This is a genomic window from Mesorhizobium sp. WSM4844 (assembly GCF_055811775.1).
Genome location: NZ_JBVVQB010000049.1, coordinates 1 through 16604, shown reverse-complemented (window position 1 = coordinate 16604; position 16604 = coordinate 1). Strand labels below are relative to the sequence as shown.

The following is a 16604-nucleotide window of genomic DNA, read 5'->3' as shown; positions in this document are numbered from 1 at the left end:
AAAAGGCAGAAAGCCAACAATGGGAGTTCTCGATGACAATCTACAAGAGTAATGGCGACCGCGTTCCGGATCACATCCATGCGATGGCCGAAGAAGCCAGGGCCGGACGTGTCGATCGCCGCGAGTTTCTCGCTTTGGCCAGCGTCTTCGGCGCGTCCACGGCGATGGCCTATGGCATGCTCGGCCTCGCCGACCCGACGCCGGCGAGAGCGCAGGACGCGCAGGGCAAGAAAGGCGGCATACTGAAGGTCGCTATGTGGATCAAGGATCCGAAGGATCCGCGCAAGGCCGACTGGTCGGAAATCGCCAATGCCGAGCGCCAGGCGCTCGAGCCGCTGGTCAAGTACACGAACGAATACACGTTCCGCCCCTACCTGCTCGAGAGCTGGGACGTCAACGACGACGCCACCGAATACACGCTGCATGTGCGCAAGGGCGTCACCTGGAACAACGGCGATCCGTTCACCGCCGACGATGTCATCTTCAACTTCAAGCGTTGGGCCGACAAGAAGGCCGAAGGCAATTCCATGCCCGGTCGTCTCGGCTCGCTGGTCAAGGACGACAAGCTGGATGAGAGCGCCGTCACCAAGGTCGACGAACACACGGTCAAGCTGACGCTCAGCTCGCCGGATATCGCGCTCATCCCCAACGTGTGCGACTATCCCGGTCTCGTCGTCCACAAGACCTTCGACGAAAAGGGCGGCGATTTCAAAGCCTGCCCGATCGGCACCGGCCCATTTGAACTGGTCTCCTACGATGTCGGCCAGAAGGTCGTCTACAAACGCCGCGAAGACAACAAGTGGTGGGACGGTGAGGTGTTTCTCGACGGCGTCGAGTTCATCGACTATGGCACCGATCCGGCGGCGATGGTCAGCGCTTTCGAAGCCGGCGAAGTCCATACCAATTTCGAGACGTCGGCCGACTATGTGTCGATCCTCGACGGTGTCGATCTGGTCAAGTCCGAGGTGGTCACCGCTTCGACGATCGTCTGCCGCACCAATGTGACCAACAAGCCGTATGACGATCAGAAGGTTCGCAACGCGCTGCAGCTTGCGGTCGACAACGCTGTCGTCCTGCAGCTCGGCTACGGCAATGCCGGCACAGTTGCCGAAAACCACCATGTCTCGCCGATCCATCCGGAATATTTCGAGCTGGCGAAGATTGCCCGCGATCCGGCCAAGGCGAAGGCGCTGATGGCTGAAGCCGGCCAGGCCGACTTCGAGCACGAGCTGATCACGGTCGACGAAGACTGGCACAAGAACACCGGCGATGCGATCGCCGCGCAGATGCGCGACGCCGGCATCAAGGTCAAGCGTACGGTGCTGCCGGGCTCGACCTTCTGGAACGACTGGACCAAATACCCGCTGTCGATGACCAACTGGAACATGCGGCCGCTCGGCGTCCAGGTTCTGGCGATTGGCTATCGCACCGGTGAAGCGTGGAACGAGACGGGCTGGGCGAATGCGGAGTGGGATGGCAAGCTCAACGCTGCGCTCGCCGTTGCCGACCCCGCCAAGCGCAAGGAAATGATGAAGGACATCGAGCAGATCCTGCAGGATGCCGGGATCATCATCCAGCCCTACTGGCGCAAGCTCTACAGCCATTCGGTCGCTTCCGTTAAGAACTACGGCATGCACCCGACCTTCGAGCGCGACTACGGCAAGGTCTGGCTCGACGAGGAGGCCTGATCGGATCGATCGTGGAAGGGGCGGTTCGCCCCTTCCACCCACGCCATGCATGATCCCACAACCGCAGATGGGCGCAGAAAAAAAGCGCAGACTCTTCGGAAAGGGGCGTGCAATAAGACAGGGTTGATCGCATTCTGAGGGTCCGTTTGACAGCCAGCTCTGCCGATTGCGGCTGAGCTGGCTCCGAGCCGGCCTCAACCCCAACCAGCCGGCAGGGGACCGCCATGCTTTCTTTCATCCTTCGACGCCTCGGCACCATGGCATTGACGATGCTGTGCCTGACGATGGTCGTGTTCTTCCTGATCAATCTCGATCCCAATCTGAAAAAGCTGGCGATCAGCCAGACCGAAATGCACACCTCGGCCGAGCAGCTCGAAAACTGGCTTGTCAACCATGGCTACCGCCAGAATTTCTTTTCCCGCTATGGCCAATGGCTGGGTATCGTGCCCAAGCAGCCAGTCACAGACCCGGCAACCGGCAAACCCACGCGACGTTTTGCCTTCTGCAACGATCCTGTCGAGCCGACATTCTCCGGCGTTCTGCAGGGTGACTTCGGCTGCTCGACCAAGTTCAAGACGACGGTCGCGTCGAAGCTTTTCCCGGCGCTCAGTGCTACCGGAATCCTGATGTTCTGGGTGCTTGTGGTTATGGTGCCGATCTCGCTGCTGATCGGCATCCTCGCCGGCATGCGCGAAGGCTCGCGAACCGACCGGACCTTGTCAGTGGCCTCGATCGCCTCGACGGCGACGCCCGAATATGTCTCGGGCGTCATATTCACCGTCATCTTCGCCTCATGGCTCGGCCTGCTGAACGGTTCGGCGGCTTCCGCCAGTCGCGGCATCACCTTCTACAATTTCACGCTGCCTGTGATGACGCTGGCGATCTATGGCATCGGCTATATCGCCCGCATGACCCGCGCCTCGATGGTCGAGGTGATGACGCAGCAATATATCCGCACCGCCCGGTTGAAGGGCCTCTCCTTCGGCAGCGTCGTGGTCAAGCACGCGCTGCGCAACGCACTGATCGCGCCGTTCACCGTCATCATGCTGCAATTTCCCTGGCTGCTCACCGGCGTCGTGATTGTCGAGGTGATGTTCCGCTACCAGGGGTTTGGCTACACGCTGGTCGAGGCGGCCGGCAACAACGATATCGATCTTTTGCTCGGCTGCTCCCTGGTCTCGGTGTTCATCGTCCTGATCACGCAGCTCATTTCCGATGTCGGCTACGCGTTTCTCAATCCGCGTATCAGAGTTCAATAGGGGGTCGAGCGGATGCAGCTTGAATATATCGGCGCCTTCAATGTGGTGCTTGGCGTGCTTGCGCGTTTCTGGCCGGTCTGGACCGCTCTCGTCCTGGTGATGGGGGCGAGCTTCGCCTACAAGAAGAGGCTTGGCCTCTACGGTCAGCTCTTCGACAGCAGCGTCGGCATCGTCGGCGTCGGCATCTGCCTATTCTGGCTGTTCACGGCGATCTTCGCGTCGACCGTCTCGCCCTTCAATCCGCTTGTCCAGATCCCGATCATGAAGGACGCGCTGCCGGGCGCGGTCGAGCCGCAATCGGGACTAGTCTACCTGTTCGGCGGCGACAAGCTTGCCCGCGACGTGTTCAGCCGCATGGTCTACGGCAGCCAGATCGTGCTGATCATCGCGCCGGCGGCGACCGGGTTTGCGCTGATGGTCGGCATCACGCTCGGCCTGCCGGCCGGCTATTATGGCGGCAGGATCGATACGGTGCTGTCATTCCTCGCCAATCTGGTGCTCGCCTTCCCGGTGATCCTGCTGTTCTACCTCCTGGTGACGCCGGGCATCATGGAGACACCTATCCCCTATGCGATGGCCGGCCTGTTCTTCATGTTTCCGATCATCTTCTTCAGCGTGCTGTTCTGGACGCGCTATAAGAAACGGCCCGACCGGCTTTACGTCCTCCTGGGGCTGACTCTGATCGTTGGCGGCTGGGTCTATGCCGGCCTGGTCTTCGACGCCGATCCGTTCAGGATCATCCATATCGATCCCAACCAGCTCAACATCTTCGTGGCGGTGGTGTTCGCCTCCAGCCCCGGCGTGTTCCGCATCGTGCGCGGCCTAGTCATGGACATCAAAACGCGCGACTATGTGGCGGCGGCGCAGACGCGCGGTGAATCGCCGTGGTACATCATGCTGTGGGAGATCCTTCCCAACGCGCGCGGGCCGCTGATCGTCGATGCTTGCCTGCGTATCGGCTACACCACGATCCTGCTCGGCACGCTCGGCTATTTCGGCCTGGGGCTGGCGCCCGAGAGCCCGGACTGGGGCACCGCGATCAAGGATGCCAGCCGGCTGCTGCGCTCCTTCATCCATCCGGCGCTGCCGCCGACGATCGCGCTGATGTCGTTCGTGCTGGGCCTTAATCTGCTGGCCGACTCGCTGCGTGAGCAATCGATGAAAGATTGATGGACGGGTTCTCGACCCGATATGCTGAAAGTACCAGGATTGGAGCGACCCATGAATGAGGCAGTTCGAAATCCCCCCAAGCCGACCAATGGGCCGACCAATGGGCCGATCATCGAGATCGAGAACCTGTCGATCTCCTTCTTCACCCGCAAGGGCGAGATACCGGCCGTCATGGATTTTTCCTGCACGGTCATGCCTGGCGAAGCGATGGGCATCGTCGGCGAATCCGGCTGCGGCAAGTCGACCGTGTCGCTCGGCATCATGCGCGACCTCTCCAACATCGGAAAGATCGTCGGCGGCCGGATAAAGTTCCAGGGCAAGGACATGGGCGAGCTGTCCGACGAGGAACTGCGCGCCATCCGCGGCAACAAGATCGCGATGATCTACCAGGAGCCGATGGCCAGCCTGAACCCGGCGATGAAGGTCGGCCAGCAACTGATGGAAGTGCCGCTGATCCACGACAAAGTGTCGAAGGAAGAGGCTTACAGGCGCGCGCTGGAAATGGTGCGCTCGGTCAGGCTGCCCGATCCCGAACGCATGATGCGCTCGTTTCCGCACCAGCTTTCCGGCGGCCAGCAACAGCGCATCGTCATCGCCATGGCGCTGCTGTCGAAGCCGGCGCTGCTGCTGCTCGACGAGCCGACGACGGCGCTCGACGTGACGGTCGAAGCAGGCATCGTCGACCTGGTCAAGGGACTTGGCGAGAAGTTCGGCACCTCGATGATCTTCGTGTCGCACAATCTCGGCCTGATCCTGGAAACCTGCGACCGCATCACGGTGATGTATTCGGGCGAAGCGGTGGAGACCGGCAAGATCAAGGACGTCTTCGACCGGATGCGCCATCCCTACACGCAAGGCCTGTTCCGCTCGATCCCGCTGCCCGGCGCCGACAAGAATTCGCGGCCTCTGATCTCAATCCCGGGGCAATTGCCGCTGCCGCACGAGCGGCCGAAGGGCTGCAATTTCGGCCCCCGCTGCCACCATTTCGTCGAGGGCGTCTGCAACGCCGCAGAAATCCCGATGATCGCGGTCGACGGCCATGAAGGCCATTTTTCGCGCTGCGTGCGCTTCAACGAGATCGACTGGGAGGCGCTGCCGCCCGGCGCCAAGAAGGTCAACGAGCGCGTCGAGCCCGGCGCGCCGGTGCTCAAGATCGAGGATCTCAAAAAATACTACAAGGTCGGCGGCAGCGAGGTGTTCGGCTCGAGCGAGGGCCGCGTCGTCAAGGCCAACGAGACGATCTCCTTCATGGCGCGCGAATCCGAGACCGTCGCCATTGTCGGCGAGTCCGGCTGCGGAAAGTCGACGCTGGCCAAGGTGCTGCTCGGACTGGAGACGGCAAGCTCCGGCAGCGTGACGCTCGGCAACCAGCAGATCCAGTCGATCGGGGTCGAGAACCGCAGCGTCGAGACGGTGTCGTCGATCCAGATGGTGTTCCAGAATCCGTTCGACACGCTCAACCCCAGCCATACGGTCGGCTCGCAGATCATCCGCACGCTGGAAAAGTTCAATGTCGGCAACACCGTTGCCGACCGCCGCAAGCGCATGCTGGAACTGCTCGACCTGGTGAAGCTGCCGCGGGCGTTCGAGACCCGCAAGCCGCGCCAGCTTTCCGGCGGCCAGAAGCAGCGCATTGGCGTGGCGCGGGCTTTTGCCGGCGACGCCAAGGTGGTGGTGGCCGACGAGCCGGTTTCGGCGCTCGACGTGTCGGTGCAGGCGGCGGTGACCGAGCTGTTGATGGACATCCAGCGCAAGAACAAGACGACGATGCTGTTCATCAGCCACGACCTGTCGGTGGTGCGCTACATCGCCGACCGCGTCGTCGTCATGTATCTCGGCTATATCGTCGAGCAGGGCACGACCGACCAGATCTTTTCGCCGCCCTATCATCCCTATACCGAGGCGCTGCTGTCGGCGATCCCGATCGCCGACACCAGCGTGATCAAGAAGCACATCGTGCTGGAAGGCGACATCCCGTCGGCGATGAACCCGCCAACCGGCTGCCCGTTCCAGACCCGCTGCGGCTACAAGAAGCTGGTGCCGGACAACCTTTGCGAGACGCAGGTGCCGCCGGTCAAGCATCTCGGCGACGGTCATATGAGCCTGTGCTGGCTTGCCGACGACGTGCTGGCGAAAATGGAGCCGGTGATCAAGTTCGACAAGGAGCATGCCGCCAATGAAGGCGTGCCCGACGACGCGCCGCAGGGCATCGGTCCGGGCTTTGCCGGCGCTCCGCCGCAACGTCCGCACGGCAAGACGCCGAAGCTGACGGACGATTAGACCCGCGGCGCCATCAACGCGCGCATTGGCGTAGCTGCGCGGCGTAATCATGAGCCATCTGCTCGGTGGCCCGCGCATAGCGCTGCACGCCGGCATCGCCGCGGTTGCCGCGGCCATAGGCCGTCCATCCGAGATAATAGGCGAGATAGAGATTGTAGGTGTCGTTGCGGGCGACGCCGAGCGTGTCTGATGTCTTGGAATGATACCAGCCGACGAAATCGACGGCATCGGCGAAGCTGGTGCGGCGCGCCGCCCAACTGCCGGTCTCGCTCTGATATTGCGCCCAGGTGCCGTCGAGCGCCTGCGAGAAGCCGGTGGCGCTGGAGACGCGTTTCCAGGGAATGAAGCCGAGCAGCTTCTTGCGCGGCGGCCTGGCGTTGCTCTTGAAGCCGGATTCCTTGCGCACCGTCGCCATCAGCACGGGAACCGGCACGCCGTGCTTCCGTTCGGCGCGTTCGGCCGCCGCCTGCCAGTTGTCGAACCAGCCGTCATTCTGGTCGAAGACGGCGCAGACATTGTTGATATGGCTCGGCGGCGTCGCGCAGGCCGACAGCGCCAGCAGCATGGTAACGGCTACAATTTTGCTAAAACTCGACCTACCCATTGGAAGAGGATTAGGCCGGAATCATAAAGGGAATCTTGCAGCGTTCCTTAACGGCTGATCGGCCGCTTTGGCCGCGACACAGCGAGGATAGATATTCCGACGTTTTCCGTCGCTTTTGTCGGCACGAAAATCCCAAAATGCCGCCTTGGCTAAAATCGCGCCCGCAGGCGGCGGATTTCTGACAGCCCGATCGTCGTGCCGGCGCTTTGATGCGCCGCATGACCGAACCGAGACGCAAGCGCGGCGCCGAGCGAACCAGCAACAGGGGACCGGCCGCCATTCCGCAACTGCCGTTGCGCCGCGTGACAAATCCCTATCCGCCGATGGCGATGCTCTCGGCCGACCAGATCGAGGCGATCCACCAGGCGTCGATGCACATTCTGGAGAATTTCGGCATCGAGGTGATGAGCCCGCGGGCGCTTTCGCTGTTCGAGAAGGCCGGCGCCAAGGTCGATCATGCGTCGATGACTGTCCGCATCGACCGCGGCATGGTCGACGAGGCACTGAAGATGACGCGGTCCAGCTATACGCTGACGCCGCGCAACCCGGCCCACACAGTCCATCTCGGCGGCAACACCATCAATTTTACGCTCGTCGCCGGACCGCCGAACGTGCATGACATGGAACGCGGCCGGCGCGCCGGCAATTTGCGCGACTATTGCGATCTCACCCGGCTGGCGCAGCATTTCAACTGCATCCACATGCTCGGCAACCAGGTCTGCGCACCGGTGGAACTGCCGGCCAATTCACGCCACCTCGACACCTATTTCGCCAATCTGACGCTGACCGACAAGAGTTTTCACGTCTCGGCGATCGGTCGCGGCAGGGCGCTGGATGGCATCGAAATGATGGCGATTTCGCGGGGCTTGAGCCTCGACCAGATGCGCGACGATCCCGGCGTCACCACCATCATCTCGGTCAACTCGCCGCGCCGCTTCGACGAGATGATGGCCGAAGGGCTGATGACCATGGCCGAGTTCGGCCAGTCGGTTGCGGTGACGCCGTTCACGCTGATGGGGGCGATGAGTCCGGTGACGCTTGCCGGCGCGCTGGCGCAACAGAACGCCGAGGCGCTGTTCGGCGTGGTCTTGACGCAGCTTGTCCGCCCTGGCGCCCCGGTCATGTATGGCGCCTTCACCTCCAATGTCGACATGAAGTCCGGTGCGCCGGCCTTTGGCACGCCGGAGAACACCAAGGCCAACATCGCCTCCGGGCAGTTGGCGCGGCGCTATGGACTGCCCTACCGGACGACGCCGGGCTCGGCCTCCAACGCCGCCGACGCGCAAGGCGCCTATGAGACGCTGATGGCGCTGTGGGGCGCGGTGCTCGGCCACGGCAATCTCGTCTACCACGCAGCCGGCTGGCAGGAGGGCGGGCTGACCGCATCGTTCGAAAAGTTCATCATCGACGTCGAGATGATCCAGCACATGATGGAATTTTTGCGTCCGATCGAAGTCAACGAGGCGGAACTCGCCGTCGAGGCGCTGGGTGCGGTGCCGACCGGCGGCCATTTCTTCGGCGAGCCGCACACACTGGAGCGCTATGCAACCGCCTTCTACCAGCCGATGCTCTCGAATTGGCAGAACTACGAGGCCTGGCAGGAGGCCGGCGGGCTAGACGCCACGGCGCGGGCGACGCGGCTGTGGAAGAAAGCGCTGGAGGATCATGTCGATCCGGCGATGGATATTGCCGTGCGCGAGGCGCTGGAGGCGTATGTGGCCAGGCGCAAGGAAGCGATCGAGCAGGGCGAGCCGTGATGGTCGAAGGTTTGCGCTCGTGTGGCTTGGCTCCTCCCGCCCCGATTCATCTCACCCCTCCAACTCCCTGAAATAACGAGAAAAACCCATGAAATCGCATGCGAAGGTCGTGGTCATTGGCGGAGGCGTCGTCGGCTGTTCCGTGCTGTTCCATCTCGCCCGTCACGGCTGGACCGACATTGTGCTTCTGGAGCGCGACGAGCTGACTTCCGGCTCGACCTGGCACGCGGCCGGCGGCATGCACACGATCAATGGCGATCCCAACGTCGCCAAGCTGCAGAAATACACGATCTCGCTCTACAAGGAGATCGAGGAACTGTCCGGCCAGGCGACCGGCGTGCATCTGACCGGTGGCGTGCTTTTGGCGGCGACCGAGGCGCGGCTCGACTGGCTGCGCGGCGTTGTCGCCAAGGGCCGCTATCTCGGCATCGACCTCGAGGAGATCTCGCCTGATGAGGCGGCCGAGTTGATGCCGCTGCTCGACCCGAAGCAGTTCGTCGGCGCGGTGCGCAACAAGGAGGACGGTCATCTCGACCCGTCCGGCGTCACCCACGCCTATGCCAAGGCGGCCAGAAAACTTGGCGCCGAGGTCGAGCGCTTCACCAAGGTCGAGGGTATCGTGCGCCGCGCCGACGGGTTGTGGCGGATCATCACCAACAAGGGCGAGGTGGTGGCCGAGCATGTCGTAAACGCCGGCGGCCTGTGGGCGCGCGAGGTCGGCCGCATGGTGGGCCTCGAACTGCCGGTGCTGGCCATGGAGCACATGTACCTGATCACCGAGGACATGCCGGAGGTCGCCGCCTGGAACCAGAAGACCGGCACGGAGATCATCCACGCGGTCGATTTCGACGGCGAGCTCTATCTGCGCCAGGAGCGCGGCGGCATGCTGATGGGCACCTACGAGAGGGCCAACAAGCCATGGTCCGAGCTTCAGACACCGTGGAATTTCGGCCACGAGCTGCTGGAGCCCGACATCGACCGTATCGCGCCGTCATTGGAAGTCGGGTTCCGGCATTTCCCGGCCTTCCAGAACACCGGCATCAAGCAGATCATCAACGGCCCCTTCACCTTCGCGCCCGACGGCAACCCGTTGGTCGGGCCGGTGCGCGGCCTGCCTGGCTTCTGGGTCGCCTGCGGCGTCATGGCCGGCTTTTCGCAGGGCGGCGGTGTTGGCCTGGCGCTGTCGAACTGGATGATCGAGGGCGATCCCGGCGCCGACATCTGGGCGATGGACGTCTCTCGCTACGGCGACTGGGCAACGATGGCCTACACCAACGCCAAGGTGCGCGAGAATTATTCGCGGCGTTTTTCCATCCGCTTCCCTAATGAGGAACTGCCTGCCGGGCGGCCGCTCAAGACCACGCCGGTCTATGACCTTTTGTCGGCGAAGGGCGCGCAGTGGGGCGTGGCCTATGGGCTGGAAGTGCCGCTGTGGTATGCGCCCGAAGGCGTCAGGGACGAGTTTTCGTGGCGGCGCTCGAGCGATTTCGAGCATGTCGCAAACGAGGTGAGGACGGTGCGGACAGATGTCGGCCTGTCGGAGATCTCGAGCTTCGCCAAATACAGGGTGACAGGCGCGGGCGCGGCGGCCTGGCTCGACCGCCTCCTTGCCTGCAAGCTGCCAAAGCCCGGCCGCATGACGCTGGCGCCGATGCTTAAGGAAGACGGCAGGCTGATCGGCGATTTTTCGCTGGCCAATCTCGGCGATTCCAATCGCGACAATGGGAGCTGGTTCCTCGCCGGTTCCGGCATTGCCGAGCAGTATCACATGCGCTGGTTCGAGGCGCATCTGCCGCAAGATGGCTCGGTCCATATCGAGGCGCTGGGGGCGAGACTGACGGGCCTGTCGATTGCCGGTCCGAGGGCGCGGGAGGTGCTGGCAAAGGCTACGCGGGCGGATGTATCGAATGCGGCGTTTCCGTTCATGGCGACGGCCAGGATGGATATCGGCATGGCGCCGTGCCTGGTCGGCCGCGTCAGCTACACCGGCGATCTCGGCTACGAGATCTGGGTGGCGCCGGAATATCAGCGTGCCGCGTACCAGACGCTGATGGCGGCCGGCGAAGACTTCGGCATCGGCCTGTTCGGCGCGCGCGCGCTCAACGCGCTGCGGCTGGAGAAGAATTACGGCTCGTGGGCGCGCGAATACCGGCCGATCTACGGTCCGCTGGAGGCCGGGCTCGACCGTTTCGTCGCCTACGGGAAAGAAACCGATTTCATCGGCAAGCAGGCGGCACTGACCGAGCGCCAGCAAGGCGGCAAGCTGCGACTGCGCGCCTTTGTCGTCGATGCGGCAGACGCCGACGTTATCGGCGACGAGCCGATCTGGTTCGACGGCGCGGTGCGCGGCTGGGTCACGTCAGGCGGCTACGCCCACCATTCGAAGGCGTCGGTGGCCCTGGGCTATGTGCCGAAGGAGATCGCCGACGAGGCCGATGGTTTCGAGATCGAGCTCTTGGGCAAGCGCTACACCGCACGGGTGCAGCCGACGCCGCTGTTCGACGCGAATCTCGAGCGGATGCGAGGGTGATGGCGCCGCTAGGTGGAGGCTATCCAAAATGCGCGGGGTCGGCGGGACAGCGCCCCCCTCTGTCCTCCCCCACAAGGGGGGAGATCGGCCGTCATCACTGAATTCGCCAATCACAAAGGTCGCAAGAAGAGTGCCGTCGCCGGAGCTGCCAATCTCCCCCCAAGTGGGGGAGATGTCCGGCAGGACAGAGGGGGGCGCGAAGGATCGCCCACTTCGACAAGCATGACGCCAAATAGCGTGACGCCTGACCCAGCTACCGCATCGGCGCCGTCAGCGCGAAATGAGCACCCTGTGGGTCCGTGCACATCACGATCCAGCCGCCGCCGGGAACCTCCATCGGTCCCATCAGGATCGTGCCGCCATTATCGGTGACACGCTTGGCCGCCGCGTCGATTGCGGGGACATTGAAATAGAACTGCCAGACCGGCACCGGAACCTGCTCGGGCTTGTTCATCATGCCGCCGACAGGTTCGCCGCCGGCGGCAAACAGCTGGTAGGTGCCCATCGGCCCCATATCCATGGCATCGCCCTTGGTCCAGCCGAATTGCCCGGCATAGAAATCGAACGCGGCGCGCCAGTCGGTCGTATAGAGTTCATGCCAGCCAATATTGCCGGGAGTAGTAGCAGGCAACGGCGGCTGGTCAGGGCCGATCGGCTGCAGGAAGTTGAACACCGCGCCTTGCGGATCGGCGACGACGGCAAAGCGGCCGACGCCCGGAATGTCATCGGGTTCGCGGTGAACCGCACCGCCGGCCCCCTTCAGCGATTTCGTCGAAGCATCGACATCCCCGGTATGGATGTAACCGACCCAGGCTGGCGGCATGCCCGTCTTGCGCACTTCGTCCGGCTGCGTCATCAGCCCGGCAACGCCGCGCTCGCCGACATTCATCACGACATAGCGCGGCATGCCGGGCGCGCCGTCGAAGGGCTGCGCCTTCCAGCCCACCACGTCGGTGTAGAACGCTTCGGCAGCGTCGAGATCGGTGGTCATCAGCTCGTACCAGAAGAAGGACGTCGGGGAGTTTGGCATTGTCGTGCTCCTTGGGTTTCCAGTCATCGATCATGCGTGATCCATCTAGGACGATTTTCGCGACGGAATTCCGACAGCCAAGCCCAATATAGAAAACATGAGTATATATATCATGTTTTTGTCGTGGCTTTTCAGCGGCTTGCGTCGAAAATTGACCAATTGATAAAAAAACAAAACGTGCTAGCTTTCCGCAAAACAACAAGGATTGGGGAAGCGGAATGGCGACTGGTCATTTCAAGCAGGGCATTGCCGGCGGGCGGCTTTCGCCCGAGCAATATGCCGATAATTTTTCCGACCTGCATCCGCCGCTCGATCATCACGAGGCGCTGGTCGAGTCCGATCGCTGCTATTTCTGCTACGATGCGCCGTGCATGAACGCATGCCCGACCTCGATCGACATCCCGCTGTTCATCCGCCAGATCTCGACCGGCAATCCGATCGGCTCGGCCAGGACGATTTTCGACCAGAACATTTTGGGCGGCATGTGCGCCCGCGTCTGCCCGACCGAGACGCTGTGCGAAGAGGTCTGCGTGCGCGAAGTGGCTGAAGGCAAGCCGGTGCAGATCGGCCGCCTGCAGCGTTATGCCACCGATGTCGCGATGGCTGAGAACAAGCAGTTCTATGCGCGCGCCGCTCCGACCGGCAAGACGGTCGCCGTGGTCGGCGCCGGACCGGCCGGGCTTGCCGCCGCCCATCGGCTCGCCCGCCACGGTCACGACGTGACCATCCTCGAGGCGCGCCCGAAAGCCGGCGGTCTCAATGAATACGGCATCGCCGCTTACAAGAGCATCGACAATTTTGCCCAGGCCGAGGTCGACTATGTCATTTCGATCGGCGGCATCGATATCCAGAACGGCAAGGCGCTTGGCCGCGACTACCAGCTGTCGGACCTGACCAGGAATTACGATGCAGTGTTCCTCGGCATGGGGCTTGGCGGCGTCAACGCGCTCCGCGCCGACGGCGAGGACGCGCAAGGCGTCACCAATGCGGTGGAGTTCATTGCCGAGCTTCGCCAGGCCAGCGATCTTGCCAGCCTGCCGGTCGGCCGGCGCGTCGTCGTCATCGGCGGCGGCATGACGGCGATCGACGCGGCGGTGCAATCAAAGCTGCTCGGCGCCGAAGAGGTGACGATCTGCTACCGGCGCGGCCAGGAGCACATGAACGCCTCGGAATTCGAGCAGGACCTGGCCGCCGCCAACGGCGTCATCATCCGTCACTGGCTGCAGCCGAAGCGGGTCATTGCCGAAGGCGGCAAGGTCTCGGGCATCGAGCTTGAATATACGGCGATGGATGGCGAGAAACTCGTCGGCACCGGCGAGCGGCTGACGCTCACCGCCGACCAGGTGTTCAAGGCGATTGGCCAGAGCTTTGTCCCGGCTGCGCTCAACGGCAGCGGCGCCTTGCTGGCGCTGGAAGCCGGCCGCATCAAGGTCGACGCCGAAGGCCGCACCTCGCTGCCAAACGTCTGGGCCGGCGGCGACTGCATCTATGGCGGCGATGACCTCACCGTCTCGGCAGTCGCGCAGGGGCGCGACGCGGCCGAATCGATCCACCGGGCACTGACCTCGAACGGGAGGGCATGAGCATGGCAGATATCAGAAACAATTTCGTCGGCATCAAATCGCCGAATCCGTTCTGGCTGGCCTCGGCGCCGCCGACCGACAAGGCCTACAATGTCATCCGCGCCTTCAGGGCGGGCTGGGGCGGCGTTGTCTGGAAGACGCTCGGCGAAGAGGGGCTGCCGGTGGTCAATGTCAACGGCCCGCGCTATGGCGCGATCTGGGGCGCCGATCGCCGCCTGCTCGGCTTGAACAACATCGAGCTGATCACCGACCGCGACTTGCAGACCAATCTGCGCGAGATCAAGCAGGTCAAGATGGACTGGCCCGAGCGCGCCATCGTCGTCTCGCTGATGGTGCCTTGCGAGGAGCATGCGTGGAAGGCGATCCTGCCGGTGGTCGAGGAGACCGGGGCCGACGGCATCGAGCTCAATTTCGGCTGCCCGCACGGCATGTCGGAACGCGGCATGGGCGCCGCCGTCGGCCAGGTGCCGGAATACATCGAAATGGTGGTGCGCTGGTGCAAGGCCAACACCCGCATGCCTGTCATCACCAAGCTGACGCCGAACATCACCGATATACGCAAGCCGGCGCGTGCCGCCCTTGCCGGCGGCACCGATGCGGTGTCGCTGATCAACACCATCAATTCGATCACCGGCGTCAATCTCGACAGTTTCGCACCGGAGCCGACGATCGACGGCAAGGGTTCGCATGGCGGCTATTGCGGCCCGGCGGTGAAGCCGATCGCCATGAACATGGTCGCCGAGATCGCCCGCGATCCGGAAACGCACGGCCTGCCGATCTCCGGCATCGGCGGCATCACCACTTGGCGCGACGCTGCCGAATTCATGGCGCTCGGCGCCGGCAATGTGCAGGTGTGCACGGCGGCGATGACCTATGGCTTCAAGATCGTGCAGGAGATGATCGCCGGTCTCGAAAACTGGATGGACGAGAAGGGCCATGCCTCGCTCGACGACATCGTCGGCCGCGCCACGCCCAACGTCACCGACTGGCAATATCTCAACCTCAATTACGTCGCCAAGGCGCATATCGACCAGGAGGCGTGCATCAAATGCGGCCGCTGCCACATCGCCTGCGAGGACACTTCGCACCAGGCGATCACCAGCATGGTGGACGGCAAGCGGCATTTCGAGGTGATCGAAGCCGAATGCGTCGGCTGCAACCTCTGCGTCAATGTCTGCCCGGTCGAGAACTGCATCACCATGGAACCGCTGGCGGCCGGCGTCATCGACCAGCGCACCGGCAGACCTGTGTCGCCGGTCTACGCCAACTGGACAACGCATCCGAACAACCCGATGGCCAAGGTGGCGGCGGAGTAAGTTTGGTCGAAGCGCCATCGGTTTCGTACGGTTGAATTCTCAAGATTGGCGCTGCCCCTCATCCGCCTGCCGGCACCTTCTGCCCGTAAACGCGGAGAAGCCCGCTGGCCGGGGCCTTGGCTCTCTATTCTGCAACGCTGGAGATTGGCGAAAACGTCGATGCCGGCGTCTTTCTCCCCGTTTACGGGGAGAAATGCCCGGCAGGGCAATGAGGGGCGGCGCCATCGATCGTATAAAATCGCCGGCAGCGCAGCCATCCAGAGTGGAGATCCTTAATTTCCAATTGCGGATAAAATTTATCCACGATAAGGTATATCCATGAATTTGGACTCAAAAAAATGAAGCTGGGCGAGGGCGTCGAAGCGGCCATCCACTGCGCCGCCATGCTTGCCGGCGTGGAAGGCGCGGCGACCATGCCGGGTGCTGCCATGGCGGAAGCGTTCGGCCTGTCGCCAAGTTATCTGCTCAAGCATCTCAACGCGCTGACGGCGTCGGGCATCCTGGAATCGGTGCCCGGGCCATCGGGCGGTTTCCGGCTGGCGCGGCCGGCGGAGCGCATAACGCTGCTCGACATCGTGCTCGCCGTCGAAGGACGCGAACCGGCCTTCCGTTGCGGCGAAATCCGTCAGAGCGGGCCGGCCAGGCTCGATGCCTCCGCCTATGTCAAACCTTGCGGCATCAGCGTCGCGATGCTGAAGGCCGAGCGCGCCTATCGCGTTGCTCTTGCGGAGGCCCGGCTGTCCGACATCGTTGCGGAATACATGAGCGATGCCGATCCCCGTTCAGTCGCCGCCAACTGCGCCTTTGTCGAGCGCCATCAACGACCGCAGAAATCCAGTTCAACCAAGCAAGCGTGAAGGGTAAGAGAATGAAACAGAGGCTGCAATTCTTCGGCGCGGCGCCGGAAATCATGAAAGCGGTATCGGCGCTCAACAAGGCAGTCGACCAGTGCGGGCTCGAGGCAAGCCTGCTGCATCTGATCAAGCTGCGGGCGTCGCAGATCAATGGCTGTTCGTACTGCGTCGAGATGCACAGCCGCGAGGCGCGCCGTGATGGCGAGACCGAGCAGCGGCTCTATCTCGTCTCCGCCTGGAAGGAATCGCCGCTGTTTTCCGAGCGCGAACGCGCCGCCTTCGCCTGGACCGAAATGGTGACGAAGATCGCCGACAGCGGCGTGCCGGACGATCTCTACGCTCGCACGCTCGAACACTTCTCGGAAGAGGAACTGGTCAAGCTGTCCGTCGCGATCGGCATGATCAACACCTGGAACCGGCTCTGCGTTCCCTTCCACGCCATTCATCCGGTAGCGGCTGCCAAGGCCGCCTGAGCGGACGAAACTGGAATGCGCGGCGTTAACCTAATTGTCGAGGTTGGCGCTGCCCCTCAT

At 63.0% G+C, this 16604-nt stretch carries 12 protein-coding genes; 10 read left to right on the top strand and 2 right to left on the bottom strand.

Annotation, left to right across the window (positions count from 1 at the left end; genetic code table 11):
• Positions 1–32 precede the first annotated feature (32 nt).
• The 4 genes from AC0L2A_RS28000 to AC0L2A_RS27985 all read left to right on the top strand — a co-directional run bounded on the left by AC0L2A_RS28000 (position 33) and on the right by AC0L2A_RS27985 (position 6397).
• Positions 33–1688, top strand: a complete 1656-nt coding sequence (locus tag AC0L2A_RS28000) for an ABC transporter substrate-binding protein (RefSeq protein ID WP_473611531.1) — start codon at positions 33–35, stop codon at positions 1686–1688.
• Between the two features lie 224 nt (positions 1689–1912).
• Positions 1913–2947: an ABC transporter permease gene (locus AC0L2A_RS27995; protein ID WP_287292385.1), complete on the top strand. Its 1035-nt coding sequence runs from the start codon at positions 1913–1915 to the stop codon at positions 2945–2947.
• 12 nt (positions 2948–2959) lie between these two features.
• Positions 2960–4117, top strand: a complete 1158-nt coding sequence (locus AC0L2A_RS27990; protein WP_473611530.1) for an ABC transporter permease — start codon at positions 2960–2962, stop codon at positions 4115–4117.
• 51 nt (positions 4118–4168) lie between these two features.
• A complete protein-coding gene (locus AC0L2A_RS27985) occupies positions 4169–6397 on the top strand; it encodes a dipeptide ABC transporter ATP-binding protein (protein WP_473611529.1) in 2229 nt (742 codons plus the stop codon).
• A 13-nt stretch (positions 6398–6410) separates the two neighbouring features.
• On the opposite strand, the gene AC0L2A_RS27980 is transcribed toward AC0L2A_RS27985, so the two are convergent.
• Entirely contained in the window at positions 6411–7001 is a 591-nt protein-coding gene (locus AC0L2A_RS27980) for a transglycosylase SLT domain-containing protein (protein ID WP_473611527.1), read from the bottom strand.
• Positions 7002–7219: 218 nt separating this feature from the next.
• Here AC0L2A_RS27980 and AC0L2A_RS27975 point away from each other — a divergent pair, with 218 nt between their 5' ends.
• A complete protein-coding gene (locus tag AC0L2A_RS27975) occupies positions 7220–8758 on the top strand; it encodes a trimethylamine methyltransferase family protein (RefSeq protein WP_473611526.1) in 1539 nt (512 codons plus the stop codon).
• 88 nt (positions 8759–8846) lie between these two features.
• Positions 8847–11288, top strand: a complete 2442-nt coding sequence (locus AC0L2A_RS27970; RefSeq protein WP_473611525.1) for a GcvT family protein — start codon at positions 8847–8849, stop codon at positions 11286–11288.
• A 253-nt stretch (positions 11289–11541) separates the two neighbouring features.
• On the opposite strand, the gene AC0L2A_RS27965 is transcribed toward AC0L2A_RS27970, so the two are convergent.
• Positions 11542–12318, bottom strand: a complete 777-nt coding sequence (locus tag AC0L2A_RS27965; protein ID WP_473611523.1) for a VOC family protein — start codon at positions 12316–12318, stop codon at positions 11542–11544.
• Between the two features lie 218 nt (positions 12319–12536).
• Here AC0L2A_RS27965 and AC0L2A_RS27960 point away from each other — a divergent pair, with 218 nt between their 5' ends.
• From AC0L2A_RS27960 to AC0L2A_RS27945, 4 genes are all read left to right on the top strand, one after another.
• Positions 12537–13901 (top strand): NAD(P)-dependent oxidoreductase, encoded by a 1365-nt coding sequence (locus AC0L2A_RS27960; protein WP_287249480.1) that lies wholly within the window; start codon positions 12537–12539, stop codon positions 13899–13901.
• A gap of 2 nt (positions 13902–13903) precedes the next feature.
• On the top strand, positions 13904–15217 hold the full coding sequence (gene preA / locus AC0L2A_RS27955) for an NAD-dependent dihydropyrimidine dehydrogenase subunit PreA (RefSeq protein ID WP_473611522.1): 1314 nt from the start codon (positions 13904–13906) through the stop codon (positions 15215–15217).
• 338 nt (positions 15218–15555) lie between these two features.
• Complete coding sequence (locus tag AC0L2A_RS27950; protein ID WP_473611521.1) at positions 15556–16074, top strand: RrF2 family transcriptional regulator; 519 nt, start codon at positions 15556–15558, stop codon at positions 16072–16074.
• 11 nt (positions 16075–16085) lie between these two features.
• Positions 16086–16544, top strand: a complete 459-nt coding sequence (locus AC0L2A_RS27945) for a carboxymuconolactone decarboxylase family protein (RefSeq protein ID WP_473611520.1) — start codon at positions 16086–16088, stop codon at positions 16542–16544.
• Positions 16545–16604: the final 60 nt, after the last annotated feature.

Bases quoted from the DNA above. Each gene is read 5' to 3' on its own strand.
- AC0L2A_RS28000 (WP_473611531.1), top strand. From the start codon at position 33: ATGACAATCTACAAGAGTAATGGCGACCGCGTTCCGGATCACATCCAT.
- AC0L2A_RS27995 (WP_287292385.1), top strand. From the start codon at position 1,913: ATGCTTTCTTTCATCCTTCGACGCCTCGGCACCATGGCATTGACGATG.
- AC0L2A_RS27990 (WP_473611530.1), top strand. From the start codon at position 2,960: ATGCAGCTTGAATATATCGGCGCCTTCAATGTGGTGCTTGGCGTGCTT.
- AC0L2A_RS27985 (WP_473611529.1), top strand. From the start codon at position 4,169: ATGAATGAGGCAGTTCGAAATCCCCCCAAGCCGACCAATGGGCCGACC.
- AC0L2A_RS27980 (WP_473611527.1), bottom strand. From the start codon at position 7,001: ATGGGTAGGTCGAGTTTTAGCAAAATTGTAGCCGTTACCATGCTGCTG.
- AC0L2A_RS27975 (WP_473611526.1), top strand. From the start codon at position 7,220: ATGACCGAACCGAGACGCAAGCGCGGCGCCGAGCGAACCAGCAACAGG.
- AC0L2A_RS27970 (WP_473611525.1), top strand. From the start codon at position 8,847: ATGAAATCGCATGCGAAGGTCGTGGTCATTGGCGGAGGCGTCGTCGGC.
- AC0L2A_RS27965 (WP_473611523.1), bottom strand. From the start codon at position 12,318: ATGCCAAACTCCCCGACGTCCTTCTTCTGGTACGAGCTGATGACCACC.
- AC0L2A_RS27960 (WP_287249480.1), top strand. From the start codon at position 12,537: ATGGCGACTGGTCATTTCAAGCAGGGCATTGCCGGCGGGCGGCTTTCG.
- preA (WP_473611522.1), top strand. From the start codon at position 13,904: ATGGCAGATATCAGAAACAATTTCGTCGGCATCAAATCGCCGAATCCG.
- AC0L2A_RS27950 (WP_473611521.1), top strand. From the start codon at position 15,556: ATGAAGCTGGGCGAGGGCGTCGAAGCGGCCATCCACTGCGCCGCCATG.
- AC0L2A_RS27945 (WP_473611520.1), top strand. From the start codon at position 16,086: ATGAAACAGAGGCTGCAATTCTTCGGCGCGGCGCCGGAAATCATGAAA.